Raw genomic sequence first — 26,943 nt, 5'->3', positions numbered from 1 at the left:
TCCCCTCATCCGCCTCTTCGGACCTTTGTCCCAAGGGGAGTAGGAAGCAACAAGCCCCTCTCCCTCGGGAGAGGGGCGGGGGGTGAGGGGACGGGGCGCAGCCCTCATGCACACAAACTCCACAGAGCTTCGCCCGTCCCCTCATCCGCCTCTTCGAGGCACCTTCTCCCGGTGGGAGAAGGGAACCATGCAAAGGTCCATGTCACATGAGCGAACAACTTCCCCTGCTGATCGAACTGGGCACCGAAGAGCTGCCGGTCAAGGCGCTGCCGGGTCTGGCGCAGGCGTTTTTCGAAGGCGTGCTGAGCGGCCTGGAAAAGCGCGGCGTCGCCATCACCCGCGGCGATGCCAAGCCGTTGTCCACGCCGCGGCGCCTGGCGGTGCTGCTGCCGGGCGTGGCCACCGAGCAACCCGAGCAGCGCTCCGAAGTGCTGGGGCCGTATCTCAATATCGCGCTGGATGCCGCCGGCCAACCGACCAAGGCACTGGCTGGTTTCGCCGCCAAGGCCGGCATCGACTGGACGGCGTTGGAACGCACCAGCGACGCCAAGGGCGAGCGTTTCGTGCATCGCGCGGTGACGCCGGGCGCGCGCACCGCCGAGTTGTTGCCGGAGATCCTGCGCGAGGCCATCGCCGCGATGCCGATCCCCAAGCCGATGCGCTGGGGCGCGCACGAATACGCCTTCGCACGGCCGGTGCAATGGCTGGTGCTGCTGTTCGGTACCGAGGTGATTCCGGCCGAATTGCTGGGCGTGCGTGGCGACCGCATCACGCGCGGGCATCGCTTCATGCATGAAGGCACGGTGTCGTTGGCGGCGCCCGGCGACTATGTCGAAGCCTTGCGTGCGGCACATGTACTAGTGGATCCCGATGCACGCCGCACCCGCATCATCGAAGAAGTGGAAGCGGCGGCAAAACAGGCCGGTGGTAGCGCGCGCATCAGCGACGACAATCTGGAGCAAGTGGTCAACCTGGTCGAATGGCCGTCGGCCGTGCTGTGCAGTTTCGAACGCGATTTCCTGGCGGTGCCGCAGGAAGCGCTGATCGAAACCATGGAAATCAACCAGAAATTCTTCCCGGTGCTGGACGACGGCGGCAAGCTGACCGAGCAGTTCATCGGCATCGCTAACATCCAATCCAAGGACGTGGCCGAAGTCGCCAAGGGCTACGAGCGCGTGATCCGTCCGCGCTTTGCCGACGCCAAGTTCTTCTTCGATGAAGATTTGAAGCAAGGTCTGCAGGCGATGGGCGATGGCCTGGCCAGCGTCACCTATCAGGCCAAGCTGGGCACGGTGGCCGACAAGGTCGCGCGCGTGGCGGCGCTGGCCGAAGCGATTGCGCCGCAGGTGGGCGCCGACCCGGTACACGCGCGTCGCGCTGCGCAGTTGGCCAAGAACGATCTGCAATCGCGCATGGTCAACGAATTCCCGGAATTGCAGGGCATTGCCGGCCGCCATTACGCCAAGGCCGCCGGTGAGCCCAGCGAGATTGCGCTGGCCATCGACGAGGCGTACCAACCGCGCTTTGCCGGCGACGACATCGCACTGTCGCCGTTGGGCAAGGTGCTGGCGATTGCCGACCGGTTGGATACGTTGGCCGGTGGGTTTGCGGCCGGGTTGAAGCCGACCGGCAACAAGGATCCGTTTGCGCTGCGGCGCAATGCGTTGGGATTGGCGCGGACGGTGATTGAGTCTGGGTTTGATCTGGATGTGAAAGCGACGCTGGTGATTGCAGTCAAGTTGCTACCGTGGGATCGCCTCGTGAGAAAAGCGACGCTGAAAGACGAAGAAACGATTGCTGCCATCGACTCCGCGCAATACGCACAGCTCACTTCTGAAGTCTTCGACTTCATCCTCGACCGCCTGCGCGGCTACTACGCAGACAAGGGTGTGCCGGCAACCCACTTCAATGCGGTCGCTGCGTTGTTCTCGGTCGCGCCCGAGGGCGCTCCTACAGCGCATGGCGTAGGAGCGTCCCTGGGCGCGACCCACGGATCGCTCTACGACTTCGACCGCCGCATCGATGCCATCGGCAGCTTCGCCACGCTGCCCGAAGCCGAAGCGCTGGCCGCAGCCAACAAGCGCATCCGCAACATCCTGCGCAAGGTGGAAGGCGAGATCCCCGGCGACATCGACACCAGCCTGCTGCGCGAACCGGCCGAAGAAGCGCTGGCCGAAGCGGTGGAAGCGGCCATCGGCGACACCGGCGATGCGCTGCATCGTCATGACTACGTTGCCGTGCTCGCACGCCTGGCGCGCCTGCGCCCACAGGTGGATGCCTTCTTCGACGCGGTGATGGTCAATGCCGAAGACCCACAGCTGCGCGCCAACCGACTCGCACTGTTGAAGAAGCTCGGCGACCGCCTCGGCAGCGTCGCCGCCATCGAGCACTTGTCCAGCTGATGGCCAGTTCGGCGGGCGCGCTGCACTGGCAGACCGCCCAGGCCGCATTGGCACGTCGCGACCTGGGCGTGGCGGCGTCTGCATTGCGGGCGCTGCTCGATGTCGAACCGACGCATGTGTCTGCGCGCGTGCTGCTGGCCGGCACCGTGTTGGCCAACGGCCGTATGCGGGAAGCGGTCACGCAACTGCAGCTGGCCGCACGCGATGTTGGCGACGATGTTGCGATGCGTTGCCGTGTTGCTCAGGCCTTATTGCGCGTGGGCGCACATCGCGAACTGCATGCGCTGCTGCGGCATCCATCGGTGACGCAGTGCCGCGACGGCGCGACCTTGGCCCTGCTTGCACATGTGCATCAATCCTTGGGCGAACACGCCGATGCCTTGGCAATGATGCAGCGCGCACAGGCCTGCGGATTCGATGGCCCGGACTTCCGTTTTTTTCTTGCGGTGCAACTGCAGTTCAATGGTCGCCTGGATGACGCGGCGCAGGCGCTGGAGCAGGCCTTGTTACTGTCGCCTGGCTACGGCCGCGCGGCACTCACGCGTGCGCGGCTGCGCCGTCAGAGCGTCAGCAGCAACCATGTCGACCAATTGCGTCAGCAGCTGCAGCGTTCCAAACCCGAGAGCGAAGATCGCGCCGGGCTGGCATTTGCGCTGTACAAAGAGTTGGAAGACCTTGGCGACACCGATGCCGCCTGGGACGCGCTGCAGTACGGCAATGCGGTAATGCATGCACGTCTGCGCCACGATGCGAACGCCGAAGCAGCGCTGTATGCGCAGCTGGGTGCGTTGGCGGCGCAAGGCGTGTTCGCAGCGCAGGGCACCGACACCGTGCAAGGTCCGCAGCCGATCTTCGTGCTCGGCTTGCCGCGCTCTGGCACCACGGTGCTGGAACGAATGCTGGGCAATCATTCGCAGATCGTGTCGGCAGGCGAATTGAACGACTTCGGCCATCAGTTGCGCTGGGGTGCGGATCAGGCTGGCCGCAGTCTGCTGGACGCAGGCTTGCTGCAGGCATTCCCAACGCTGGATTACGCGCAGATTGGCGCGCGGTATCTGGAACAGACCCAGTGGCGTGCCGGATCGGCGCGCTGGTATATCGATAAATTGCCGGCCAATGCGGTGGCCATCGGCGCGATTGCGCGCGCATTGCCGGGCGCGTTGATCGTGCATCTGGTGCGTGAACCGATGGCAGTGTGCTTTTCCAATTACCGCGCGCTGTTTGGCGATTCGTATGCCTACAGCTACGACTTGCACACACTGGCGCGTCACTATCAGGCGTATCACGGCTTGATGGCGCAATGGCGCGCGGCATTGCCGGGCCGGGTAATCGATGTGGACTACGCGCAGATGGTGCGTGATCCATCCACGGTGTTGCAGCAGCTGATGGCACGTTGCGGCTTGGACATCGAACCTGGGCAAATTGACATCACCCGCAATGCGGCGGCCTCGGCAACGCTGAGCAGCGTGCAGGTACGCGAGGGGGTGCACAGTCGCAACGTCGAGGAATGGCGGCGCTATGCGTCCCAGCTGGAACCGTTGCGGCAGGCGTTGTCAGCGGCTGGTCTGATCGATGTTGGCGCGCATTAACCGCGGCAAAGAGGTCTAAGGCGGCGCACCAAACGCGCTGTGAGCGCGCTTTATCTACCTCAAACCCGATGCGCACCAATGCAGTCGCCTCGGTGGACAGCAGTGAGGTTAGCCGAGCCGCTCGCGCAACGTCATACCTACATGCTCTGGCATGCAGGCGAGCAACGGCTGTCGCAGCTGCGTCGCAAACCCTAAAACGCCAGCGGCAGCCATTTCGGCTGCCGCTGGGTCACGCACTGTGCAAGAAGTTAGTGCGCGCCAAAGCGCCAGTTCAATTCCAGCATGTAGGAGCGGCCGTAGCCGGTGTAGTTAAAGATGTTGTAGTACGGATAGCTGGTGTAGGTGCGGTCACGCGGCGGCCGGGTGTTGGCAACATTGTTGACCGTTGCCGTCAGCGAGATGTCGTCGCTGACCGCATAGTCCAGCGTTGCATTGAACGTGGTCCACGCGCCGACCTTGCGTGCGCCTTCCACCGCGTAGCCGTCGGTACTTTGCTGCGACAGAAGGTTCGGTGTGCGGCCGTAGCGCTGGCCGAACAAGGTGGTTGTCCACGCATCCTTCTGCCAGGACACCGAGGCATTGGTGATGCTGCGGAACTCGGTGGAGAAGAAGGGTTCGTTGAGCAGATCACGTACCGGATCCTGCGGGAACTGCTGGCTTTCGTGTTTGAGGGTGAGGTTGTACTGCGCGTCGAACACGAACAGGCCCCAGGACTCGGTCGCCAGGTTGTACGTCGCCTTGGTGAGCACGCCGGAGATTTCCTCGTTGGAAATATTGATCGGATTGATGCGAATGCTGCTTAGGCGATTGGGCACCGGTGCATCTGGGCCCGTGCGATCGATGCGCGACAGCGCATCCACGCACGTGGGCGAACTGATATCCAGGCTGCCCAGGCGGCACGCCGATTCGGTCTGCAGCAGATTGTCGGTGCTGAGATCGCTAACCTTCTGGTCGATCTTGATGTTGTAGTAATCGGCATTGACGCTGAAGCGCGCGCTCGGCGACCACACCGCGCCGGCGCCCCAGGACTTGGCCGTGATCGACTTCAGCTCCCGATTGCCGGCGCGACGTCCGGCAATCGTGGTGCCGGCATAGGTGCAGTCTGCGATCGGCACACCGGGCTCTTCCACTGCGCAACGGTAGTAATCGTTGACGCCCTGGAAGAAGCCGCTGTCGCCGGCAAAGCTGAAGGCCATGTCGGGCGCTTTAAAGGCAGTGGCGTAGTTGCCGCGGAACAACAGCGAGTCGACCGGCCGGAATTCCAACGCAGCCTTGTAGGTGAATTTGGAATCCCCACCGCCGCCCTGGTTCTTGTAGTCGTCGTAGCGGCCAGACAGGTTGGCGGTCAAGGTGCTGAGGATGGGCACGCGCATTTCGAACGCTGCCGCCCAGTTGTCGCGCTTGCCGCTGCCTTGGGTACCGGTCAGCTGATAGAAATCGCCGGCGATGACGCGTGGGTCGGTCGGATTGCTCCAGTACTGATTGCCTGCCTGCAAGACGCCGGCAACGCCAACCGCACCGGCTGGCATGTTGAACAACTCGGTGTTGGTCAGCTGCAGGTTGACGTTCTGGGTCCAGGTTCTGGACTTGGTGCGGATTTCATCGTTGAAGCTGCGGTACTGCGCTGGCGTCAATGCGCGATAGAAATTGGCATCGTTGGGCGAATAGACCGGGTAGCCGTAATACTCGCCTTGCTGTGCGCCGAGGAATTGTTCGCGGAAGAAGTCTTCGATGCGGTCCGCCAACGGCCATTGTTGGCGGCTTTCGATGCGGTATTCCGAACGGGCGTAATAGGCGTCGTAGGTCCAGTTGCTGGCGCCCAGGCCGCCCTTCAGGCCAATTGCGATGTTGTAGGAATCTGCGGTCTGGCGATCATTGTTGAAATCCAGATTACCGGTTTCTTCCGGTGCAAAAACGCGCTGATAGCCTTCCAACTGTTGGCTGTCCTGGTTGTAGAACAAACCGCCCGTGTCAGAAGAGGTCTGCCAGAAGCGCGAACCACCGTTGACTTCTACCTTGGTACGGTTGAGCAGCAGGGTCGAATACAGTTCGGCATTGTCGTTGAATGCATAGCTCAGGTTGGCGTAACCGCTGGCGCTGCGCTCCTTGTTGAGGATGCTGGCGTAGCCAGGCTCTGTGCGGCTGCTGCAGAAGTTGCCACGGTTGGCACGGCTGTCGTATTGCACCGATCGATTGAACAGCGCGCCGAGCGCGGCGCAGTTGTCTGCGCCTGGATCGACATAGCTGGCCGGGGGGCCTGGGAGGCTGTGCAGCGCGATGCCGGAGCCGTAACGCAGGGTCGGGTCCGGATTGTCGTTGGTGGAATCGAAATCACGGCGCTGATAGCCGTAGATCGGGTCCTGGTTGTTGAGCTGCAGGCCCCACACGATGTTGGCGCCACCAATCTCGTTGCCGCCGGTGAGCTGAAAACGCTGGTTGTTGCCGCCGCCACCAGCGTAGGTGCCCATGCGGTAGTTCATTTGCACGCCGTCCATGCGCTTTTTTAGGATGATGTTGACTACTCCGGCAATTGCGCTGGAACCGTAGATCGAGGACTGGTTGCCGGGCGCCACGTCGATACGCTCGACCATGCCCACCGGCACGCTCGCCAGATCAACGAAATTGCTTTGCCCGTTGTAAAGCAGCGGGTAGTCGGCCATGGGTCGGCCATCGATGAGCACCAGGGTGAAGCCCGGGTCCAGCCCGAGCAGGCTCAGCGACTTGGCGCCGGGAGTGAAGCCGCCGGTGAACTGGCCGTCCTGTACCGAGCCGGTGGCCATCGGCTGCGAGCGCAGCACGTCGTAGACGTCCTTGAAGCCGCGGCGCTGGATGTCCTGGGCAGTGATCGAAAACACCGGGGTTGCGGTTTCGATTTGGGAGCGGGGGATCAGCGAGCCGGTCACGGTGACCTTGTCCAGCTGTGTCACGTCGTCCTGGCTCTGCGCTATTGCGAGGGACGGCAGCGCTAGAGCAGCACACACGGCATTAACCAGAAGGTGGCGCTTCATGGGGTTTCTCTCTCCTAAGTGGGACGACTTGCAGAAAACGCGGCGAGAGCAAGTCCCGCAACGATAACCGCCAACGAAACGTTAACGGTGCGCGGACTTTACGCAGTAGAGCCTGCCTGGTAAAGCCGAGCCCGTCTGATTTCTGGTTGTTTCATGCCGAGGCTGGACAGGTTGTGCCGATTTCCCGTTGCGGCCAATGCGCCATATCCCGCTCGATCACGGATCGCTCGGCGTACAACCTGGAATTGCACAGCAGACGGTCGCATGCCTCGAGCGGTGCACGTACCCGCGTCGCGCCGGGCCACGCGCGTGCAATGTCGATCAAGGTCAGCCGGCCTCCGTGCAACAGCGCTTCACTCGCGCCGAGCAAGGCGCGCTGTCGTAATGCGTGCATGCCGGACAGTGAGTCGGGCAGGCACTTCTGCAATACTCGCTGGTGCGCATGGTCGGCACTCTTCTCTGGCTTGGGGCCTGTTAACACTAATGGCTCGGGCGATTAAACTATTGGACATGGAGATCACGCCAGCACAATTTGCCCTCATCGAACATTGCTTACCTGCGCAGCGCGGCAATGTCAGCATGACCAATCTGCAGGTGGTCAACGCCATCCTTTACGTCGCAGAGCACGGCTGCAAATGGCGCGGTCTGCCCAAGCGCTTTGGCAACTGGCATACGGTGTACACACGCATGAACCGTTGGGCTAAGTCCGGTGTGCTGGATCGGATGTTCGCCCAATTGCAGACCTGCCAGATCGTGCGCATCAAAATCGAAGCGGTCTCGCTGGACTCCACCAGCATCAAGGTGCATCCGGATGGCACTGGCGCATTAAAAAAAGGCCCACAGGCGATTGGCAAATCCCGCGGCGGATGGAACACCAAGATTCATATGGTTGCTGCAGATGCTCGAACAGCCATCACGTTCGGATTGACGCCTGGCAACGCACATGACGCACCAGCAGGCCGGGCATTGCTTGAACATTTGGGGCAAGTGAAGCGGCCGATTCATCTGCTGATGGATCGCGCTTACGAAGGCAATGAAACCCGCCAGTTGGCGCTCGATCTTGGTTTCGTGCCGGTCGTCCCACCCAAGTCCAATCGGGTCCATCCTTGGGAGCACGACCAACACATGTACAAGCGGCGCAACGAAGTGGAGAGGCTGTTCCGTGGCTTGAAGGGCTACCGCCGGATTTTCACGCGCTTTGAGAAGCTGGACGTCATGGTCCTTGGATTCCTCAGCTTTGTGCTCACCGTTGATGGGCTTCGCATGTGTTAACAGGCCCTAGTCAGGTGCAAATGAAAGCTGGCGTCTCCAGACTAGTGGCTTGCTCTCTCGCTGCCTGTCCGGGAAGAAAAGGGAAAGGTAGCCTGCGGCGATGGCGCGGTCGCGGAGTTTCAAGCCAACCCCCTCTGCTGTCACGACAGAGACTTCGGTCACCTTGCCTTGCGCGTTGACTTTCATGTCCCACTCAAGGCGGCCAAGGTATTCCGGTGGTGGAATCGAAGCATCATAGTTAGGGCGCCCCACGACATAAGGTGTTCCAGGATCCTTGGAAAGTGGTGAGTCCTCCAGCCTTGCATTGACCTGTATCGTGCTTTCCCCAGCGCGCCCATCGCCTGTTTCCGCTCGGAACGTCCATAGGCCAAGCGTGCCGTCCTTGCCTAGATCGGCGCTATAGCAATGCTTGACGCCCCGGTAATCGGGATAGGTGTGGCTCGACACTTCCCGTCCGGATGCGTCGAGCACCGTCAATACCAAGCCACGCACGTCGGTATCGGCAAGATCGGTTGCAACGCATACCTGATGATCGTGCTTACCATCGGTCAAGAATTGGATGGTCTGCTGGCATGCGATTGAATGAGGCGGCTGGGCGTCCCAGAGAAATTCGATATAGACACTCTTATCTGCTGCACTTGCCACGCACGAAATAGTGGCTAATGCTAGAAAATGCCAAGGAGCTATCTTCATAAATGTACCAATAATTAGGGAAAAACCAACTCAGTTTCCACTCCCGAACGTTTAGCATCTTCGTAGGCTTCTCTCAGAGTAAGCGGTTGGGAAACTGGCTCATACTCGAATTGTGGATCTGCGCGCTCAATGAACTGGCAGAACGCCTCAGTGAGCGGGATACTCTGGCCCCATGTCTCAATAAACATGAACTGCCCGGCCTCATTGACCTCTAGGAGGATCCATTGATCATTCTCATCAATGATGAAATCAAATCCGCCACTGACAATGTCGAGCCGCTCCATACTGACGATCCCTGACGTCGATGACCTTCGAAACTTCCGGGACACGCCGACGCCTGTTCCAGACGACACCGATATCATCTTCATTAAAACGATGCTCCCCTGTGCTAATTTTTACATCCGCATGCCTTTCTGCATACCTGATACTCACCGAAGATTTTGTGGGATAGTCTTCGGCATTCCACCGGATGACGCGACTGCCGCGCCTAGACAGTGCTTGCCCAAAGACGGCTGCATGGAATCCGTCGAGAGAATTGATCAGTACGGTTTTTTTTCTAGGTATCACGCATGTCTGTCCTCGCATCCTTTCATTGCACCCGCAATTCTCGGCGCAAGCCTGCCGCTCCCAAAGAACAACTGGCGTTTTTAAGCACCTTTTTCTTCATTGCATGACTAAAATAATTTTAGTATTGAATTGATCGTGGTGTTTAAGTGCAGAAAGCGGAACGTGCTTCTGTTTAGGACTCGCAAGCTATAACACAGCGAGCTCAAGCGGAGCAACCGGCCTAACCAAATCCTGTCTAATTCGACGAGACAGAGCGGCAGTGGGAGTGTGAAGAAAAAGTTAAATTAATCTCGGTTCAAAAGAGGTTGCGCGGCGCTTAGAGTCGCGTCTGCTCACATTTTTTAGCCCTTCACGCCAAGGCTGGGTATCCTTTGCAGATGCTTAAAGTCGCGTTTGCTCTTTCCTTGCTGTGCACCCTGTTCGTTCCGCTGCAAGCGGTTGCTCGGGCAACCATCGACAAGATCGAAATCAAGGGGTTGGACAACGGCGACGACGCCGAGATGATCGAGAACATCCAGGTCTCTTTGTCTCTCTATGAGGCCGTCGGCAAGGAGCAAGGCGAGTCGCGTCTGGAGTATCTGCTGGCACAAGCCGAGCGGCAGACGCGTGAGGCGCTGGAGCCGTTTGGCTATTACTCGCCGACCATCACGCTGGCCGCACCACGCGCCGGCGACAAGGTGACCGTGGTGATCACGGTGGATCGTGGCGAGCCGGTGCGGGTGCGCACCTCGCATATTTCGATCACCGGCTGGGCCGAGCAGGACCGCTATCTGGGCCAGGATCTCAAGCAGTTCGAACCGCGCGAAGGCCAGGTCTTCAGCCATCCGCAGTACGAAGCCAGCAAGGTGCGCATCACCCGGCGTCTGGCCGAGCGTGGCTACTTCGATGCCGATTTCACCAAGCGCCGCGTGGCGATCACGCGTGCCGAGCATGCGGCCGACATCGATCTGAACTGGGACAGCGGCCGCCGCTACGACATGGGCAAGGTGCGCTTCGACTACGACTACTTCCGCGACGGCCTGTTCGATCCGCTGGTGTACTGGGAGGAGGGCAGCTACTACCACGAAGGCAAGCTGGACCGATTGCGCGAGTCGCTGACCAAGCTGGATTACTTCAGCACCATCGATATCCAGCCCAAGCCCGAAGAGGCCGACGACCAGGGCCGCGTGCCGGTGGACGTCAAACTCACCCGCGCCAAGCGCACCGTGTACACCTCCGGCTTGAGCTACGGCAGCGAGAGCGGCGCCGGTGTGCGCGGTGGCGTGGAGCGGCGTTACGTGAACGCGCGCGGCCACAAGATGGACACGCAGCTGGATTACGCGCAGAACCGCAAGAGCCTGACCACCAGCTACCGTGTGCCGGCGTTCCGTTGGCTGGATGGCTGGTACACCGCCTCGGCGCGGCTGTATGACGAGCAGACCGATTACATCGACCTGCGCAACGTCAAACTCACCGGCAGCCGCAGCGGCCAGATCAACGAGCGCTGGAGCGCGATTGCCTCGATCAACGCCTTGCGCGAGCGGTGGCGTTTCAGCAGCGGCGACGATTTCGAAGGCGCGGTGTACGAAACCTCCACGCTGATCTATCCGCAGCTGCAGGCCAACTACATCAACGTCGACGACCGGCTGTTTCCGCGCAGCGGCGTGTCGGGCCAGATGTTCATTCGCGGCGGTGCCGAGGGTGCCGGCTCGGATACCAACTTCGGGCAGGTATACGGCCAGCTACGCTGGTTTCTGGGCGCTGGCGACAACAGCCGTTTGATCCTGCGCGGCGAAGGCGGCACCACCTGGACCAGCGATCTGGTCGCGATGCCGCCAAGCCTGCGCTTCTTCGCTGGTGGCGCGAACAGCATTCGGGGTTATGCGTTTCGCGAAGTCGGCCCGCGTACGCCCAAGCCCGACGAATTCGCGCTCGGCGCCAAGAACGTGGTCACCGCCAGTGCCGAATACGAACATTACCTCAAGGGCGGCCCCTGGGGCGGCGCGGTATTCGTCGACAGCGGTAGCGCGTTCGATGACCGGCCAGACTGGCACACGGGTGTCGGCTTCGGCCTGCGTTGGCGCTCGCCGGTGGGCCCGGTGCGGGTGGATATCGCGCATGGCTTGAACGACCCCGACTCGCAGTTTCAGCTCTATATCGATATCGGGGCCAACCTGTGAGCACACCCACGCCGCCAGCCGCACCGCCCCGCGCGCGCTTCTATCGCCGCCGCCGGTTCTGGGTGGGCTCAGGCCTGACCGTGCTCGGGCTGGTGCTGCTGGCCTTGATCACGATCTATTGGCTGCTGCAGACCGTGGCCGGCCGCGATGTGTTGCTGGCGCAGGTGGTTGCGCGCCTGCCGGTGGGCGCCACCTTTACCTACGGCAAGGTCGAAGGCCCGGTAGCTGGCCCGCTGACCCTGCGCGATGTGGATTTCCATTATCAGGACATCCACTTCACTGCCGAGCGCGTGTATCTGGAGCCGTATCTGCGCCCGCTGCTTGGGCGCAAGCTGCAGCTGGACGCGGTGCAGGTCAGCAATGCCACCTTGAATCTGGGCAAGAGCGACGAACCATTCACCCTGCCCAGCTGGCCCGAGTCGCTACCGCAAATCAACGTGCCGCTGGCCATCCAGGCCGACAAGATCGATGTGCAGAACCTGCGCGTCACTCAGCTGCAGCAGCCGATGATCGTGCTACACAAGGTGCAGGGCGGGATCGATGTCGCCACCGGCGAGCTGCGCATGCGCGATCTGGTCATCGACACCGACATGGGCGACTTCCGCCTGCACGGCGATTACGTGCCCAACGCCGACTACCGCGCCGACCTCACCGCCACTGCGGTGCTACCGGCCGCACGCGGGCGGACCCCGGCCAGCCTCGGGCTGGTGGCACGCGGTGATCTGGACAAGATGGAAGTGGCCATTGCCGGCCGCGCGCCCGCACCGCTGCAGGCCAGCCTGGTGTTTACCGGTCGCGATGATCCGACCTGGGCGTTCAAGGCCGTGACCGAGGCGCTGGATACCTCGCTGCTGATTCCGGCAGCTCAGGGGCAACCCAATCCGCCGGCCACGCCGATCGCCCTGAACCTGCAGGCCTCCGGCAAGGGCGGCAACGCCGATCTGCACGGCAGCGTCAAGCAGGGTGAGTTGAACGCCACGCTGCAGCCGTCGCATATCGCCCTGGCCGACCAGGTACTCACAGTCGAACCGTTGGTGATCGACACCTTCGAAGGCCGCACGCAATTGCGTGGCACCGCCGATTTGCGCGATACCCAGAATCCGAGTTTCCGGTTTGCGGTCAATGCCAGCGGCCTACGTTTCACTCCGGCGGCGGACCCCGCCACACCCCAGGCGCCGCTGGTGCCGGTGGAGTTGAAGGACGCACGTTTGGGCGTGGCCGGCACCTTGAAGGCATGGGCCGCGATTGGCCGCGCCACGGTCGAGCGCGATGGTCAGCAGGCCGAACTGGTGTTCGACAGCCGCGGCAATGACCAACGTGCGCAACTCAAGCAGGTGCAGGCGAAAACGCCGGGCGGCGCGCTGGATCTCACCGGCGAAGTGGCCTGGGCGCCGGAGCTGCAATGGGATGTCAACGCGCAGTTGGCCAAGTTCGACCCGGGCTATTTCGTGCCGGGCTGGAACGGCAATCTGTCCGGCAAGATCGCGTCCAAGGGCCGCCAATTGCCGGCACCTGCGGGCGGCGTCTCGCCAGGCTTCGAAGCCACCGCAGACATCCCCAGCCTGACCGGGCAGCTGCGTCAACGCGCGCTGTCGGCCAATGGCAAATTCGCGTTGCGCGGCGAACAGGCCGAAGGCGAACTGCAACTGGCGCTGGGCAATAGCCGCATCAACGCCAAGGGCAAGGTGGGCGACCAACTCGATATCGCCGCGCAGCTGCAGCCGTTGCAACTGGACGATGTGCTGCCTGGCGCCACCGGCGTACTACGTGGGCAACTGCAGGTCAGCGGCAAGCGCGACGCACCCGACATCACCGCCGACATCACCGGCAATGGCCTGCGCTGGAACACCTATGGCGCGCAGAGCATCAGCCTGCGTGGCCGGCTGCCGTGGCGCGGCAGCGATGGGCAACTGGCGTTGCAAGGCACCGCCATCGAAGCCGGCGCGGTGCTGGACAGCGTGCGCGTGCAGGCGCGCGGCGCGGTGGAAGCCTTGCGGCTGGATGCCGACATCGGCAACAGCATGGCCAGCGTTGCCTTGCAGGGCGATGTACGGCGCAACGGCGAGCGCTGGCAGGGCCAGGTCGCCACCTTGCGGATTGCGCCTTCCAAGGGCGATGCCTGGGCGTTGCGTCAGCCGGCGCAGTTCAGCACCGACGGCGCGGCCTTCACCTTGTCGGACACCTGCCTGGGCGCAGCCACCGGTGGCGCACTCTGCGCCAGCGCCAACTGGCCGCGCGAGGGCATGGTGGTGCACGGGGATGCACTGCCGCTGTCGCTGGTGCAGCCGTGGCTGCCCAAGCAGGAAGGCCGGCAAATTTATCTGCGTGGCGAACTCTCGTTGGACGGCAGCTTCAAACCACGCGGCAACGCCTGGGAAGGCAGCCTGCGCATCGCCTCGCCCGAGGGCGGCATTCGTCTGGGCGAAACCCGCTACGCGGCAGTGGCCGGTAATCCCAATCGCGGCGAGTTGCTGCGCTACGACCAGTTCAGCATGCAGGCCGATTTCACCCCGCAGCAGATCCAGGGCAAGCTCGGTATCGGCTTCCAGGGTGCCGGCTTTGTCGATGCCAAGTTCAACACCGGCTGGGATGCGTACGCACCGCTCAACGGCGAGCTGTATCTCAATATGTCGCGGCTGTACTGGCTCGAATTGGTGATTGCCGATGTGGTGCAGCCCAAGGGGCTGGTCGAAGGCCACGTGAGCTTGCGCGGTACCCGCGACAAACCGCTGCTGGGCGGCGATGCCACCTTGAGTAACTTTACCGCCGAATATCCGTCGATGGGTTTGACGCTGAGCGAAGGCAAGGGCCGCTTCGATGCCTTGCCGGATGGCTCGGCCAAGATCACCGCGTCGGCCAAGTCCGGTCCCGGCACGCTCACCGTCGATGGCGGGTTGTCGTGGTTCGGTACCGGCACGCCGCTGCTGCTCAATATCCGCGGCGACAACGTGCTGGCCTACAACACCAGCGAGCTGCGCATCATCGCCAACCCAGATATGCAGTTCGGCATTACCGATAACACCATGCATCTGCGTGGCAAGGTCACCGTGCCCGAAGCGGACATCGACCTGGAACGCCTGGACCGCGGCACCTCGGTGTCTGAAGACGTGGTGGTGCTGGACCCTGTAGATCCGGAACAAACCCCGGCATCGCCACTGGATATGGACCTGGCCATTGTGCTCGGCGACAAGGTCAACATGACCGGCTTCGGTCTCAAGGGCGGGCTGAGCGGGCAGATGCAGATTCGCGCACGCCCGGGCCGCGAAATGACCGCCAACGGCGGGCTGGATGTGCGTGGCCGCTACAAGGCCTATGGCCAGGATTTGACCATCAGTCGCGGCCAGCTGACCTGGAACAACAATATTGTGTCCGACCCGCGCGTGAGCCTGCGCGCCGAACGCAAGATCGGCGATGTCACCGCCGGCATCGACGTCAGCGGCCGCGCCGAATCGCCGCGCGCCGGTGTATGGTCGGAACCGGCGATGTCGCAATCCGAAGCGCTGTCGTACCTGGTCCTCGGCCGCGGCCTGTCCACGGCCAGTAGCGACGAAACCCAACAGGTCAGCGCCGCCTCGGCGGCACTGTCGGCAGGCAGCAGCCTGATCGCCTCGCAGATCGGCGCCAAGCTCGGCCTGGACGAAGCCGGCGTCAGTCAATCCAGCACGCTGGGCTCGGTGGTCGGTTTCGGCAAATATCTCTCGCCCAAACTTTACGTCGGCTACGGCGTGTCGATGATCGGCGGCGGCTCGGTCCTGACGCTCAAATACCTGCTCAGCCGCGGCTTCGATATTGAAGCCGAATCCAGCACCGTCGAGACCAAGGGGTCGGTGAATTGGCGGCGGGAGAAGTAGCGTCTCGTCCTTCCTGAGGATTGGCGTAGGGATGCAAAGAACTCACTAAATTTCGCGCCAAGTTTGGACTTGCGAAGATTCGGGGTAACTATTTGGCTGATGCTTCTGGACGATCGCTAACAGACGACGAGACTAAATGGACTGGAAATACGGTCGTTATGGGAAGAATGTGATTTTTAAATAACTAATATAGTTTAAAGGGCATAGTTTCCAGCGTTCAGGCGAGCCAAAAACTCCGTCAGATTTTGAAAATAATCTTGCGTGTCTGTTGGCTTCATGGTAACTAGGAGTTACAGGGGCGCGGGTTGCCAAGGGACTTACCAATCTATAGAACAAGTGTTGCGAGGCTTCGTTCTTTAATTCCAATAAATCTAAGGATTAGGATCAACTCCACATTTCATAAGAAATAGAATGCGAATTTCTTTATTTGTGTACGGGTTCTAAGCGTCATGGTCTATTTTTTGGAATTATAAAAGACGGTTGTATGATTTTTGCGTGTCTCGGCTAAAGCTGTTTGTAGATTGTAAGCCAATTGGTGATTGTCAACTAAACTAGTCATTAAAAGGATTTTAGAATGCAAAAGCGCAAAATCGTTCTTGTCGCCAATGCGGCGGCTGTTATTCTTATGCTTACAGGTTGCCAATGGTCGGCTACTATTCGCAAGAAAGTTGGGCAGCCCGCGGAGGGTGAGATAACAATTAGCGGTGGCGGAAGATCATCTGTCCTGAAAAATATGGGCTTGGTAAGTGCAGCTATCAGCGCTACTGATATTTATATTGAAACGGCCGGGACGGATTTCAATTTGAATTCAATTGGAAATGTTGCCATTACGCTCTCAGATGACGCTGGAAATCTTCTTGCATCGTCTACATTTCCATGGGTAAAATCTGGTACAAAGCTCGTTTTACAGAATCCCGAAACTGTTCAGTCGTGGCTAAATTCCTACCCATCTGCAGTTGGGGTGAATACAAAGATAAATTATGGGAACATCCCTGTGGATGGGGCTGATCACGTTATTTCTTCAGCAGTTATGTATCAAGGAGAAAAGCGTGCATCAAGCAGCATTACAGTACCAGCTGAATGCTGGTCACGGTTCAGGACCAGGGTGGCGTGTACCAGTATGTGAGACCAATGAAAGTTGCCGCTCAGGCGGCAACTTTCGTTATTGGAGACTGGTAATGGCGATAAATAAGCTGGCTGTCATCGTATTTTCAATCATCATTGCGGTATGTCTGGCAGGCTGTACTGTTGCGGTGCGCGCTCCCAAGATGGCCTTCAACAAAGTTGTTGAGTTGGAAGGCGATGGCTACGAGATCGAAAGCGCCTTCAATACAGCAATCGTGCGATGGCCAGGAGTGACGTGGTCAATATCAGGGACATATCTCCCGTTGGGAGACAGCATGTCTGCTGCGCCCCGTGATTTCTTCAGATACGACTATGCCACACCATCATTATTCCGGCTTCATGTGAGAGGAGCCGATGGCTGTGCGCCCTCCAATGTAGCTGAGGGAAATGCGACAAGGGCCCTCGACAAGCTCTTTGCTCGGATCGGTGGCTGGCCTGCTCGGGGCGAAACAACTTTGACGCTAGTGAAAACGGTGAAGCCCGTCCAACGTTACGCACTGTCGGCCAAGTTCGGTAAAGCGTTCCATCTGGACTATTTGGTTTCATGTACTCCATCCAATGCCGAAGACTCCCTCTGGGTGGCACTGATGGTGGCCATGCATGAATCCACACACGCAACCCTCTCAGTTCTTGGGCAGACACCGAAGGATACAGAACGCAGCGAAAGAATTGCTGAAGGGGCGGAGTCATGCCTCTTGATCGAGTTGAGCAATGACTCCGGGGCAGTGCTATCAACTCACCCGAGAGCGGCTTTGCGTATGGCAGGACGTTATGAGTCCATTGCTCAGGATAAGGAAATTCAAGCCCTGTGTTCGGACTGGAGCGAATATATGCGCAATGTCATTAGGCAGCAAAACAAGCGTTGACCCGGGGTGGGCTTCCGGACTGCGCCGGGTTTCCTGGAGGAGCTCTGACGCGAGTTGCGCCAAGATGATCGACAAAGCTAAGTGAGCAGCGCAGTTGGCATTAGTCTCGGACAATGATATTTCCGATTGGTCCCAGTAAGCGACGGCTACTGATCCAATTGAACCGATTCAGCGTGGCGGTTCGACTTCGCCCAGTATGCGCCAGCACGATTTTAAATGGATGACTTCGGCTCTATCGATATAATTAGATATCTCGGCCAGCCCATGGCCGCAGGACTTTTTCCGCGCTATCCGTGGAAGGTTACAGGCCAGCCTCGACGAGCTGCTTCGGGTAGTAGACCTGAACTTGTCGATTGTCTCACTCGCTTTGGCTGATCAAGCGATTTGTAATAACCGGTTTGCTTTCGTATCACAGTTTTTACAAGCATTGAGTTTGACGTTGGCCCATATTGAGAGCGATGCATAAAGTCCACCGGCCAACGCATGGGAACCGATGACGGGGCGGCCCAGGCCGCTATGTAAGCTGTTGAAATCCGATGACCTCTGGTCGGCCTGACGATCAACCTTGCAGCGCCGATGAACATACGAGCGGCGTCTCCACGTTGCGGTGAGGCCGGGTCCAGGAGTTGGATAAATTTGGCCTGCAGATACAACGTTTTTATGCCTGATCCGTATTGCGCGAATAGCGCCTTTACGCATGCAGGATCTACCTTGGCACTCCCGCACTGTGGTGCGTTGAGCCGAACACGATGTGTATCCTGATTTTGCGAGGTCCTCAGACCGATCCGGCGCCGTTGCTGCCGATGCAGTTGCCTGAGTGTGCCGGGCGTGCGTTGCGCACGTTGGCGTGTGCCGATGTGGACAGCTTGATTGCCGAGCTGCATGCGGCCGGTGGCGATGCCGAGGTGGAGCTGGTGTTGCTGGATTCGGGCGATCTGCCCTTGTCCGAACGTCGCTGCGCGCGGGCCTTGGGGGCAGCGGTGGATGCGTTGCCTACGCCGTATATCGAACTGCATACCGATGCCGATCAGGAGCTGGAGCCGTGGCTGCATCCGCAGCATGCGCCGTTGGCGGTAGTGATCACGCCGCACGATGCGCCGCGTGCGTATGCGATGTCGCTCGGCATTGCCGCGCGGTGTCTGCCGTTGATGCGCGCGCCGTTGCGCGTTGCTGCCTGAGGAGGACGCCATGTCGATCATGATCATGCGTGGGCCGGAGGCGGCGATGCCGCTGGTGCGCGGGCCGCAGCCGTTGCCTCGCGCTGTCATCCGTCAATTGGTGGCCTGTGCCGGGGATGCGGGCAAGACGGTGGCATTGCGTGCCTGTGGCTCGGAGCAGGAACTGTTGGATGCGCTACGTGTGGCCGGTCAGGCGCGGATGGAGATCGCGCTGATCGATCCGGGCAGTTGCGTGGACAGCGCGCGGTTGCATCGCGTGCTGAGCGATTTGCCTTATCCGTATGTCGAAACGCATGACGATAGCGTGGACCGCCCGGAACGCTGCCTGCCGCATGGTCTGGGGCACTGCATCGCCACGGTGCGTGGCTACTGCGCGCAGAGCTATCTGCTAGGGCTGGAGATTGCGCTGGAACATCTGGGCTGCACGGAGATCCAGGGCGATGTCCACGTCGGGACCTGAGCGGCGCCAGCTGCATTACTTCGCCGATTACGAAGGCTATTGCGACGGTCGGCCGGTGCTGTGGGGACAGCTGGCGCATAGCGTGGACGTGCCAGCCGATGGCGAGCTGGATGCAGCCGGTGTGGTGTGCGCGCTGCGCCGACGTGCGGCCGAGGCGCATGGATTGGAAGCAGGGCAAATTCGCCTATGCCAGGTCACGCGGCTGTAGCTGCGAGCTTGGAGCAGCGAACAACACGAGCACGCAACCACTAAGCGGGTGCGGCCGTTGCTCGGTGCGGCGTGCACCAGTTGTGCGCTGCGGTTGCTGCGCGCCGTCCGCACCCAACTGACGACCGCCCGAAGTTTTAGTAGCCGCTATTTGTATTTAACGCGCAGATGTAGCTTGATCGCTGTAGACGGCATGGCACTGCATTGGCGCTTCGCTCGTGTAGCGCTGCAACGACGCATAGCCCAACAACGAACGCTGAAAAGACACCGCCGCCCGAAAGGCGGCGGTGTCGTGGTACTGCCAAGACGGCGTAACACCGCCCTGCAGATTCCGCTTACTTGGCTGCCGCGTTATCGGGCACGAACTTGGTCAGCTGGTTGCCGGTGGCCGGCTGTGCCGAAGTTGAAGCGGCCGTAGCCGGCGCCCCAGTACAGCGCGCCGTTTGCGATGGCCGGAGAACTGATCACCGAGCCGCTGGCGTTGTAGTTCCACACGGTGGCGCCGGTGTCAGCGTCCAGTGCCACCATATTGCCCGCCATCGAGCCGGCATACAGCAGGTTCGGCGAGACCGTCAGCGAGCCCTGGCCGCCCGCCGGCACGGTCGGATTCACCGGGTTGATGCCGGGCACCTTGACTTGCCACTTGATCTTGCCGGTTGCTGCGTCCAGCGCGGCCCACGAACCGCCGTTATGGGTCTGGACGTTCGCCGGCCCCAACGTATAGGTGGCGTTGGAGTTGTTGTTGATGGCCACGTAGACCTGCGACTTGTACGGGTCGAACGCGGTACCCCATTCCACCCCGCCGGTGGTGCCGCCGGGGCCGACCTGGGTCGACCACACCTTGGCGCCGGTCTTGGCGTCGAAGGCCCAGTAGATGCCGCTCTTCTGACCGGCACGGACCAACTGCTGCAACTTGCCGTTGCGCGGCACGGCAAACAGTTGCACGCCAGCACCGCCAAAGTCGTAATCCGGGCCGGTCAGGTTGGTTGCCTGCGTGTTGGGGCACAGACTGTTGGTCGGCGCCATGACGCAGGACAGATTCCACGCGTCGTAGCCCTGTGCACGGTTGGCCCAGACCAGCGTGCCGGTATCCAGATTCAACGAAATCACCGAGTCGACGTAATTGTCCGGTGCCATGCAGTTGAGCTCATCCTGCACGGTGAGTTCGCTGCCGCGATAAGAGCGCGCGTTGGAAATGCAGTTACCCACCCCTTGCGGAATGTTGTAGTTGTTGCCGGTGCCGAAATACAGGCGACGGCTGATCGGGTCGATGGCCACTTGGCCCCACACCGACGCGCCGGTGTAGCCCTCGGGCACGTTGTAGAACTGCCACACCTTCTTGCCGGTGTTCAGATCCACCGCCACCACACTGCCGCGGAAGCTGAAGCTGTGGTTGACCGCCAGGTTGCCCCAGTCTCCGGACGACACGCCGACGTAGATGCGGTTGCCGTAGATGACCGGCGAGGAGGTGATGCGCGCCTGCGGGTTGGCTTCTACCTTGGTCTTCCACAGCAGCTTGCCGGTCTTCTTGTCCAGCGCCAGCAAGGTGCCGGCGACCTGGTCGCCAACGATGATGCTCTTGGCGCTGATGGCCGGCGTATTGCGTGTCACCGAGTTGGCGTTGCCGGTGTAATCGGACAGCTTGGCTTGCCAGTTCGGCTTGCCGGTTTGCGTGTCCACGCTATACAGCGTGCCGCCCCAGTCAGGCACATACAGGGTGCCGCCTTCGACGCTGGGCGTGGCCGAGATATCGCCGGTGGTGGTCAGCGTCCACGCCGGCTTGAGGGTCTTGGCGGTGGTGCGATTGATCTTCCAGTCGCCTGGTGCGAATCGCGAGTTCAAGTAGCCGCCACCGGCGGTGGTCCAGTTGCTGGGGCTGGCGAAGGGCAAGTCTTGACCGAAGCTGCGCCAGACCTCGCCGGAGCGTGCGAATGCCTGGGTATCCAGGGACGATACCGGCTCTTGCGCGGTGGTGGCACCAGACTGGGCGAAAGCCACTGCACTGAAGAGCAGGCAAGGAACGAGCGTCACACTGCTGAACCGCAAACGGCGTTTGGATTGGTCATCACGGCATGTCCTAGATAGAAGGAAGCGTTGGATCCCCCCGGATCTGCTGACCGAACGATGGACGACTAACGTGACCGCGCAACACCTACGCCGCGCTGCATTCAGAAATCGGTCGGGTCCGTTTGCATCTGGTACGACCAGCTTGAAAAATTTGCGTTCAATCGGTTCGTTATTCGCACCAATCGTGATGGTTCATCACTATCTTGCGCGATCGCGATAGAAAAAATGATTGATGCGGCCTCGTTGAATGTGTGCGGATGACAGCGGTTTGCAAGAAGTAACCAGGAAATTTCGCGCAACCTTGTGTGGTGGGTTTTTGCTGCGATTGAGGGTGCGATAGAAGAGGGCGCGACAAGAGTCTGGTGCGTGATGTGGACATCGAGTTGATACGCGCAGCACCTTGCGGGTGATTGTGCGGTGCGGTGCGGTGCGGCGTGGTGCTCATGGTGTGGCGTGTGCACGCATGCGTGGCCCGTACCCTCATCCGCCCCTTTGGGGCACCTTCTCCCGAGGGGAGAAGGGAGGAGCTTCTGGCGGCGCAGTCGCTGCGCGCGGAATGCGGTTGCACGCGCATTGGCTGCGACGAAGCCAGCGCGACAGCAAGCGCACCAGGCGGCGTTGCAGCGTGTGCCTGTCTGCGCGCATTGCGGTAATGAAGCGCAAAGGCGTTATTGATCTGACGTATTGCCCATCGCGACACAGCAGCGGCAGCATCATGACGCACGACGCACGACGCACGACGCACGACGCACGACGCACGACGCACGACGCACGACGCACGACGCACGACGCACGACGCACGACGCACGACGCACGACGCACGACGCACGACGCACGACGCGCACGCAAGCAACTGCACTAAGCGGAAATCACCTCACGCTTCATGCAAGTCATCTGCACCGACTTACAAGCGCTCCGACGCGCGTGAAGCATGCTGCACTGCAGCGGGATCGATTGCTGCCAGTTGGGCGATCGCATCCTGCACCACGGCAGGAACGCTGGCATCCACGTCCACCGACACCACGTCCGCTTCGTCCAGCGGCAGCTCCAGCGTCTGGAGCTGGCTGTCGAGCAACGTGGGTGGCATGAAGTGGCCAGCGCGGGTGCTTAAGCGGGCGGCGATCACCTGCGGGGCTGCGTGCAGGAATACGAAGCGCATCGGCACCCCGCTATTGCGCAGTAATTGGCGATGCGCGCTGCGCAAACCGGAGAAGGCCAGCACCACCGATTCGCCGGCCTGTACGCAATCGCGCAGCGTCGCCGATAGCAGCTCCACCCATGGCAGACGCATCGCGTCGGTGAGCGGTTGGCCGGCCGCCATCTGCGCGCGTGCTGCCACGCTGTGATAGTCGTCGGCATCCAGAAAACGAAAGCCGTAATGCGCTGCAAGTGCCTGCGCAATGGTGGTCTTGCCGCTGCCCGACACGCCCATCACCACGATGGCAAGCGGCGAAGCGGACGCGGGCGTGGCGTGTGTGGCGGTGTCCATCACGGCGGGTTATATCTCTGGATCGATTCGGCATTCGAGTGGATTTCACATTGGCGGCAGCCGACGCGTGGTGTAGCGTCGGCGCTCCTCGCCAGGTGCGCGAGCACCCAGCGTAACGGCGTGCTCGGCCGGGTACAACGCATTTCAAGGTGTGTCGATGACGTCATCGCCCGTAACGTCTCCTGCATCGGCGCGCCTGCGCTGGCGCGAAAAGCTGGGCTATGGCGCCGGCGATCTGGGTCTGAATCTGTATTGGGCCAACATCTCTGCGTTCTTGCTGATTTTCTACACCGACACCATGCACCTGCCTGCTGCTGCCGTCGGTACGATGATCCTGTTGACCAAGATCGCCGATGCGATCGCCGACCCGGCGATGGGCGCACTGGCCGACCGCACGCGTAGCCGGCTCGGCAAGTTCCGCCCGTATCTGTTGTGGGGCGCGTTGCCGATGGCAGCCACCGGTGTGCTCGCCTACACCACGCCGGATCTGGATCAACACGGGCGCATGTGGTGGGCCACGATCACCTTCCTGATGATGATGCTGGCGTACACGGTGGTGAGCATTCCGTACTCGGCGTTGTCGGGCGTGATCACCGCCGACAGCCAGCAGCGCACCGGCCTGATCAGCCTGCGTTTCATCGGTGCGTTTGCAGGCACCACCTTGGTCAATTACTTCACGATGGACTTGGTGCGCTGGTTCGGCGCAGGCAACGATGCACTGGGATGGCAGCGCACGATGTTGCTGTACGGCGCGGTGGCGATGCTGTTGTTCGTCACCGTGGCGCTGACCACGCGCGAGCGCGTGCAACCGCCGCCGCAACAACGCACACCGATCCGGCGTGACATCGCCGATCTGTTGCAGAACAAGCCGTGGTGCGTGCTGTTCGTCCTGTCGTTGATCATCATGATCACGATCACCATGCGCGGCGGTGCTGGCGTGTACTACCTCAAGTACTACGTGCAACGCCCGGATCTGGTGGGCTTGTTTTTAGGCAGCTATTCGGTGGCTTTGGGCGTGGGTGCGGCAATCACGCCGATGCTGACGCGGCGCTGGGACAAGCGCCAGCTGATGTGCGGGCTGATGGTGCTCGTTGGCTTATTGAGCTGTGCAATGTTCTTTGTGCCTGCCGATGCGGTATGGGCCGTGTTCGCCTTGAACATACTGATCGGCCTGGCGCTGGGTCCGAAGTCGCCATTGGCGTTTTCGATGTATGCCGATAGCGCGGACTACACAGAATGGCGCACCGGCCGCCGTGCCACGGCGATGACGTTTGCGGCTGCGACGTTCTCGCAAAAGCTCGGCGGCGCGCTGGCCTCTGCCGGCATCGCCTGGGTGCTGGCCGCAATGGGGTATGTCGCCAACACTGCGCAGTCCACCGGGTCGTTGACCGGCATCGTGCTACTGCTGACGGTGATTCCTGGTGCGGTCGCATTATTGGCTGCGTGGACCATGCGTTTTTATCCACTGGACGATGGCTTGTTGAGCCGCATCCAGCACGAACTGGCCGCGCGCAAGCGCGACGAACCGGAGCACTCTTGACCGTGTCTGCAACCCCCATTGCTACGTCCGATGCGCTGTCCAGCTTGATGGCGCCCAGCGCCGATGGTGCGCGTTACGCGCTCTATAGCCCGACCGCCATGCCCAATGCCGGCGGCTTCTTGTGGAACCGTCGCATGATGCTGCAGCTGACCTGCCGCGGCTATGCCACCGGCCAGTTCATGCAGCCGGAACCCTCGAAATACGCGCACGCGCCGATGCTGGAAGCGCGCAACTTCATGATGCCGGAGCAGCCGTATTACGCGCATCATCCCGGGCGCTTCTTCTATCTCAAGGATGAAGACACCGGCGCGGTGTACTCGGTGCCGCACGAACCGGTGCGCGCGCAGCCGCAGGCGTTCGAATTTTCTGCCGGCAAGCACGATGTGCGCTGGCGTGTGCGGCACGACGACATCGTGGTGCAGTTGTGCGTATCCCTGCCCACCGACGATGCGGTGGAGCTGTGGGAATGCCGTGTGCACAACGTCTCCGGGCGCGCGCGCAGGCTGAGCCTGTATGCGTACTTCCCGGTTGGCTACATGTCGTGGATGCATCAATCCGGCGGTTATGAGCCGGCCCTGGGCGGCATCGTCTGCCGTAGCGTGGCGCCGTATCAAAAGGTGGACGATTACTTCCGCCAGCGCGATTTCAAAGACTGCACCTTCCTGCTGCACGAGCAGACGCCGGTGGCCTGGGACGCGCAGCAGACGGCATTCGAAGGCGAGGGTGGTTTGCACGCGCCATCGGCGGTGCAGGCCGAGCAGCTGGGCAACCACGATGCGCATTACGAAACGCCAGCCGCCGCGTTGCAATACCGTCTGATGCTGGACGCCGATGCCGCCAGCGTGTATCGCTTCGCATTCGGGCCGGCCAAGGACGATGCCGAAATTGCCGCGCTGCGCGCGCGCTATTTGTCGGAAGCCGGCTTTGCACAAGCGGCACGAGAGTATGCGGACTATCTGCAGGCCGGCCGTGGCTGCGTGCAGATCGCAACACCCGATGCGGCGCTGGACAATCTGGTCAACCACTGGTTGCCGCGCCAGGTGTTCTACCACGGCGACGTCAATCGCCTGACCACCGATCCGCAGACGCGCAACTATCTGCAGGACCATATGGGCATGGCCTATCTGCAGCCGGCCACCGCGCGCGCGGCGGTGCTGCATGCCTTGTCGCAGCAGGAACCCAGTGGCGCGATGCCGGACGGCATTCTGCTGGTAGAAGGCGCCGAGCTGAAATACATCAACCAGGTGCCGCATACCGACCACTGCGTGTGGTTGCCGATCTTCCTGAGCGCGTATCTGGCCGAAACCGGCGATGCCAGCATCCTGGACGCGATCGTGGAAACCCACGACGGGCAGCGCCTGAGCGTGGCCGAGCGCCTGGATGCAGCGATGCAATGGCTGCTGGATGCGCGCGATGCACGTGGTTTGAGTTTTATCGCGCAGGGCGACTGGTGCGACCCGATGAATATGGTCGGCTGGCGCGGCAAGGGGGTGTCCGGCTGGCTCACGGTCGCCACCGCGTATGCAGTGCGCCTGTGGTCGGAGATTTGCACCGCGCAGGGCCGCAGCGCGCAGGCGCAGACATTCGGCGAGGCGGTTGCAGCGATCAACGCCGATGCCAACCGCGAGTTGTGGGACGGCAACTGGTATGCGCGCGGCATCACCGACGATGGCGTGCGCTTCGGCATCGCCGACGATGTAGAGGGGCGCATCTATCTCAATCCGCAGAGTTTCGCGCTGCTGGCCGGCACCGCTAATGCAGAGCAACGTACGGCACTGCTGGAGGCAGTGCGCGAGCAGCTGCACACCCCGTATGGCCCCGTGATGCTAGCGCCGGCGTACACGCATATGCGCGACGACGTGGGCCGGCTGACACAGAAGTGGCCGGGCGCGGCGGAAAACGGTGCGGTCTACAACCACGCGGCGGCATTCTATTTGTACAGCCTGTACCAGATTGGCGAGGCCGACCGCGCCTGGGAGATCCTGCGCGCGCTGCTGCCAGGGCCGACCCGCAAGGATGTGCTGCAACGCGGCCATCTGCCGGTGTCGCTACCGAACTACTACCGCGGCGCGTGGCATCAGTATCCGCGCACGGCCGGGCGCTCAAGTCAGTTGTTCAACACCGGCACGGTGGCGTGGGTGTATCGCTGCGTGCTGGAAGGGTTGTTCGGGCTGGTCGGCGAGGGCGACGCGCTGGCGATTCGCCCGCAGCTGCCATCGCACTGGCCGCACGCGCGTGCGACGCGCCAGTTCCGTGGTGCGGACTTTAACGTCACGCTGATGCGCGAGGCGGGCCGCACTGCGATGGAAGTGATGGTGGATGGCGAGGCCTGTCCGGAGCAGCGCATTCGCAACATCGTGAGTGGGCAGGTGTATCGGGTCGAGGTGCGGTTGCCGGGATGAGATGAGGCTCTCTCGGCGGACGCCAAGATCCATCCCGACGTTACCGATAGTCACCCCGAAAAGGCTGG

17 protein-coding genes and 2 pseudogenes are annotated in these 26,943 nt (G+C 61.3%); 12 read left to right on the top strand and 7 right to left on the bottom strand.

The window, feature by feature from the left end:
- The first annotated feature begins 206 nt into the window (after positions 1–206).
- The gene (gene glyS, locus KWO_RS18565) at positions 207–2,402 is read left to right on the top strand and encodes a glycine--tRNA ligase subunit beta (protein ID WP_010378034.1); all 2,196 of its coding nucleotides are present in this window, start codon (positions 207–209) and stop codon (positions 2,400–2,402) included.
- Positions 2,402–3,991: a tetratricopeptide repeat-containing sulfotransferase family protein gene (locus KWO_RS18560; RefSeq protein WP_010378036.1), complete on the top strand. Its 1,590-nt coding sequence runs from the start codon at positions 2,402–2,404 to the stop codon at positions 3,989–3,991. The genes glyS and KWO_RS18560 overlap by 1 nt, the downstream gene beginning before the upstream one ends.
- Before the next feature lie 248 nt (positions 3,992–4,239).
- Here the strand turns inward: KWO_RS18560 and KWO_RS18555 are convergent, their stop codons facing one another.
- Both KWO_RS18555 and KWO_RS18550 read right to left on the bottom strand, forming a co-directional pair.
- Positions 4,240–6,939, bottom strand: a complete 2,700-nt coding sequence (locus KWO_RS18555; protein ID WP_026113158.1) for a TonB-dependent receptor plug domain-containing protein — start codon at positions 6,937–6,939, stop codon at positions 4,240–4,242.
- A gap of 253 nt (positions 6,940–7,192) precedes the next feature.
- A pseudogene (locus tag KWO_RS18550) lies at positions 7,193–7,393 on the bottom strand (IS4 family transposase); the annotation flags it as partial.
- 116 nt (positions 7,394–7,509) lie between these two features.
- On the opposite strand from KWO_RS18550, the gene KWO_RS18545 reads away from it, so the two are divergent.
- Entirely contained in the window at positions 7,510–8,271 is a 762-nt protein-coding gene (locus KWO_RS18545) for an IS5 family transposase (RefSeq protein ID WP_113622387.1), read from the top strand.
- 6 nt (positions 8,272–8,277) lie between these two features.
- Here the strand turns inward: KWO_RS18545 and KWO_RS23160 are convergent, their stop codons facing one another.
- Genes KWO_RS23160 through KWO_RS23470 form a run of 3 tightly spaced genes read right to left on the bottom strand, consistent with a single transcriptional unit; the run spans position 8,278 to position 9,549 of the window.
- The gene (locus tag KWO_RS23160; protein ID WP_017114395.1) at positions 8,278–8,964 is read right to left on the bottom strand and encodes a hypothetical protein; all 687 of its coding nucleotides are present in this window, start codon (positions 8,962–8,964) and stop codon (positions 8,278–8,280) included.
- 14 nt (positions 8,965–8,978) lie between these two features.
- Complete coding sequence (locus tag KWO_RS18535; RefSeq protein WP_010381307.1) at positions 8,979–9,248, bottom strand: hypothetical protein; 270 nt, start codon at positions 9,246–9,248, stop codon at positions 8,979–8,981.
- Complete coding sequence (locus tag KWO_RS23470; RefSeq protein WP_338141567.1) at positions 9,214–9,549, bottom strand: MvdC/MvdD family ATP grasp protein; 336 nt, start codon at positions 9,547–9,549, stop codon at positions 9,214–9,216. Before KWO_RS23470 ends, KWO_RS18535 begins: the two co-directional genes overlap by 35 nt.
- Positions 9,550–9,908: 359 nt before the next feature.
- Here KWO_RS23470 and KWO_RS18530 point away from each other — a divergent pair, with 359 nt between their 5' ends.
- The 7 genes from KWO_RS18530 (at position 9,909) to KWO_RS18500 (ending at position 19,378) form a co-directional block, all read left to right on the top strand.
- Positions 9,909–11,690: an autotransporter assembly complex protein TamA gene (locus KWO_RS18530; RefSeq protein ID WP_017113839.1), complete on the top strand. Its 1,782-nt coding sequence runs from the start codon at positions 9,909–9,911 to the stop codon at positions 11,688–11,690.
- The gene (locus tag KWO_RS18525) at positions 11,687–15,541 is read left to right on the top strand and encodes a translocation/assembly module TamB domain-containing protein (protein ID WP_017113135.1); all 3,855 of its coding nucleotides are present in this window, start codon (positions 11,687–11,689) and stop codon (positions 15,539–15,541) included. The genes KWO_RS18530 and KWO_RS18525 overlap by 4 nt, the downstream gene beginning before the upstream one ends.
- 574 nt (positions 15,542–16,115) lie before the next feature.
- On the top strand, positions 16,116–16,667 hold the full coding sequence (locus KWO_RS18520) for a hypothetical protein (RefSeq protein ID WP_124943921.1): 552 nt from the start codon (positions 16,116–16,118) through the stop codon (positions 16,665–16,667).
- Positions 16,668–16,719: 52 nt separating this feature from the next.
- Entirely contained in the window at positions 16,720–17,532 is an 813-nt protein-coding gene (locus tag KWO_RS18515) for a hypothetical protein (protein ID WP_010381314.1), read from the top strand.
- A 749-nt stretch (positions 17,533–18,281) separates the two neighbouring features.
- On the top strand, positions 18,282–18,710 hold the full coding sequence (locus KWO_RS18510) for a hypothetical protein (RefSeq protein WP_010381316.1): 429 nt from the start codon (positions 18,282–18,284) through the stop codon (positions 18,708–18,710).
- 10 nt (positions 18,711–18,720) lie between these two features.
- The gene (locus KWO_RS18505; protein WP_010381317.1) at positions 18,721–19,170 is read left to right on the top strand and encodes a 3-dehydroquinate dehydratase; all 450 of its coding nucleotides are present in this window, start codon (positions 18,721–18,723) and stop codon (positions 19,168–19,170) included.
- Positions 19,151–19,378 (top strand): hypothetical protein, encoded by a 228-nt coding sequence (locus KWO_RS18500; protein ID WP_010374420.1) that lies wholly within the window; start codon positions 19,151–19,153, stop codon positions 19,376–19,378. The genes KWO_RS18505 and KWO_RS18500 overlap by 20 nt, the downstream gene beginning before the upstream one ends.
- Before the next feature lie 334 nt (positions 19,379–19,712).
- Here KWO_RS18500 and KWO_RS18495 read toward each other — a convergent pair.
- Both KWO_RS18495 and KWO_RS18485 read right to left on the bottom strand, forming a co-directional pair.
- Positions 19,713–21,477 (bottom strand): annotated as a pseudogene (locus KWO_RS18495) (outer membrane protein assembly factor BamB family protein).
- Positions 21,478–22,348: 871 nt separating this feature from the next.
- Positions 22,349–22,933 carry a gluconokinase gene (locus tag KWO_RS18485; RefSeq protein WP_010381320.1) on the bottom strand — a complete coding sequence of 195 codons (585 nt, stop codon included), beginning with the start codon at positions 22,931–22,933 and terminating at the stop codon, positions 22,349–22,351.
- Between the two features lie 157 nt (positions 22,934–23,090).
- On the opposite strand from KWO_RS18485, the gene KWO_RS18480 reads away from it, so the two are divergent.
- Positions 23,091–24,473: an MFS transporter gene (locus KWO_RS18480; RefSeq protein WP_010374413.1), complete on the top strand. Its 1,383-nt coding sequence runs from the start codon at positions 23,091–23,093 to the stop codon at positions 24,471–24,473.
- A 2-nt stretch (positions 24,474–24,475) separates the two neighbouring features.
- Complete coding sequence (locus tag KWO_RS18475) at positions 24,476–26,875, top strand: GH36-type glycosyl hydrolase domain-containing protein (RefSeq protein ID WP_026113253.1); 2,400 nt, start codon at positions 24,476–24,478, stop codon at positions 26,873–26,875.
- The last annotated feature ends 68 nt before the right edge of the window (positions 26,876–26,943 follow it).

The sequence above is a fragment of the Xanthomonas vasicola pv. musacearum NCPPB 4379 genome, assembly GCF_000277895.2.
In the GTDB taxonomy this organism is placed as follows: Bacteria; Pseudomonadota; Gammaproteobacteria; order Xanthomonadales; family Xanthomonadaceae; genus Xanthomonas; species Xanthomonas vasicola.
Note: the sequence above shows the minus strand (reverse complement) of the source record. Positions and strands in the feature narration are given on the sequence as shown.

Excerpts from the sequence above, each read along its gene's own strand:
- glyS (WP_010378034.1), top strand. The coding sequence starts at position 207 with ATGAGCGAACAACTTCCCCTGCTGATCGAACTGGGCACCGAAGAGCTG.
- KWO_RS18560 (WP_010378036.1), top strand. The coding sequence starts at position 2,402 with ATGGCCAGTTCGGCGGGCGCGCTGCACTGGCAGACCGCCCAGGCCGCA.
- KWO_RS18545 (WP_113622387.1), top strand. The coding sequence starts at position 7,510 with ATGGAGATCACGCCAGCACAATTTGCCCTCATCGAACATTGCTTACCT.
- KWO_RS23160 (WP_017114395.1), bottom strand. The coding sequence starts at position 8,964 with ATGAAGATAGCTCCTTGGCATTTTCTAGCATTAGCCACTATTTCGTGC.
- KWO_RS18535 (WP_010381307.1), bottom strand. The coding sequence starts at position 9,248 with ATGGAGCGGCTCGACATTGTCAGTGGCGGATTTGATTTCATCATTGAT.
- KWO_RS23470 (WP_338141567.1), bottom strand. The coding sequence starts at position 9,549 with ATGCGAGGACAGACATGCGTGATACCTAGAAAAAAAACCGTACTGATC.
- KWO_RS18530 (WP_017113839.1), top strand. The coding sequence starts at position 9,909 with ATGCTTAAAGTCGCGTTTGCTCTTTCCTTGCTGTGCACCCTGTTCGTT.
- KWO_RS18520 (WP_124943921.1), top strand. The coding sequence starts at position 16,116 with ATGCAAAAGCGCAAAATCGTTCTTGTCGCCAATGCGGCGGCTGTTATT.
- KWO_RS18515 (WP_010381314.1), top strand. The coding sequence starts at position 16,720 with ATGGCGATAAATAAGCTGGCTGTCATCGTATTTTCAATCATCATTGCG.
- KWO_RS18510 (WP_010381316.1), top strand. The coding sequence starts at position 18,282 with ATGTGTATCCTGATTTTGCGAGGTCCTCAGACCGATCCGGCGCCGTTG.
- KWO_RS18505 (WP_010381317.1), top strand. The coding sequence starts at position 18,721 with ATGTCGATCATGATCATGCGTGGGCCGGAGGCGGCGATGCCGCTGGTG.
- KWO_RS18500 (WP_010374420.1), top strand. The coding sequence starts at position 19,151 with ATGTCCACGTCGGGACCTGAGCGGCGCCAGCTGCATTACTTCGCCGAT.
- KWO_RS18485 (WP_010381320.1), bottom strand. The coding sequence starts at position 22,933 with ATGGACACCGCCACACACGCCACGCCCGCGTCCGCTTCGCCGCTTGCC.
- KWO_RS18480 (WP_010374413.1), top strand. The coding sequence starts at position 23,091 with ATGACGTCATCGCCCGTAACGTCTCCTGCATCGGCGCGCCTGCGCTGG.